Source organism: Pseudomonas sp. Pdm06, from assembly GCF_014851795.1.
In the GTDB taxonomy this organism is placed as follows: domain Bacteria; phylum Pseudomonadota; class Gammaproteobacteria; order Pseudomonadales; family Pseudomonadaceae; genus Aquipseudomonas; species Aquipseudomonas fluorescens_AA.
In genome coordinates, this window is record NZ_JACVAH010000072.1 from 1 (window position 1) to 255 (window position 255).

Below are 255 nucleotides of genomic sequence, written 5' to 3' on the forward strand. Positions count from 1 at the left end.
CGTCCGGCACGGCCTGGAATGGCGCTTCTTTGTCCGTGCGTTCCTTGGTGCCCCAGGCGGCGATGCCGACCTTGAGCGCGTAGAACAGGATGCTGAAGACCACGAACAGGAACAACACCGTCAGCGTCGCGTTGGTGTAGGCGTTGAACACCACGTGCTGCATCTGCTCGATGCTCTTGGCAGGGGCCAGGACCTGGCCGGCCGCCAGGGCATCGTTGTATTTGCGCGCCAGGGCCAGGAAGCCGATCGCCGGGT

Annotated in this window: 1 pseudogene; it reads right to left on the reverse strand. The window is 64.3% G+C overall.

Features of this window, described 5'->3' with window-relative positions:
- Positions 1–255: pseudogene (locus tag IB266_RS30595) on the reverse strand (carbon starvation protein A); the annotation flags it as partial.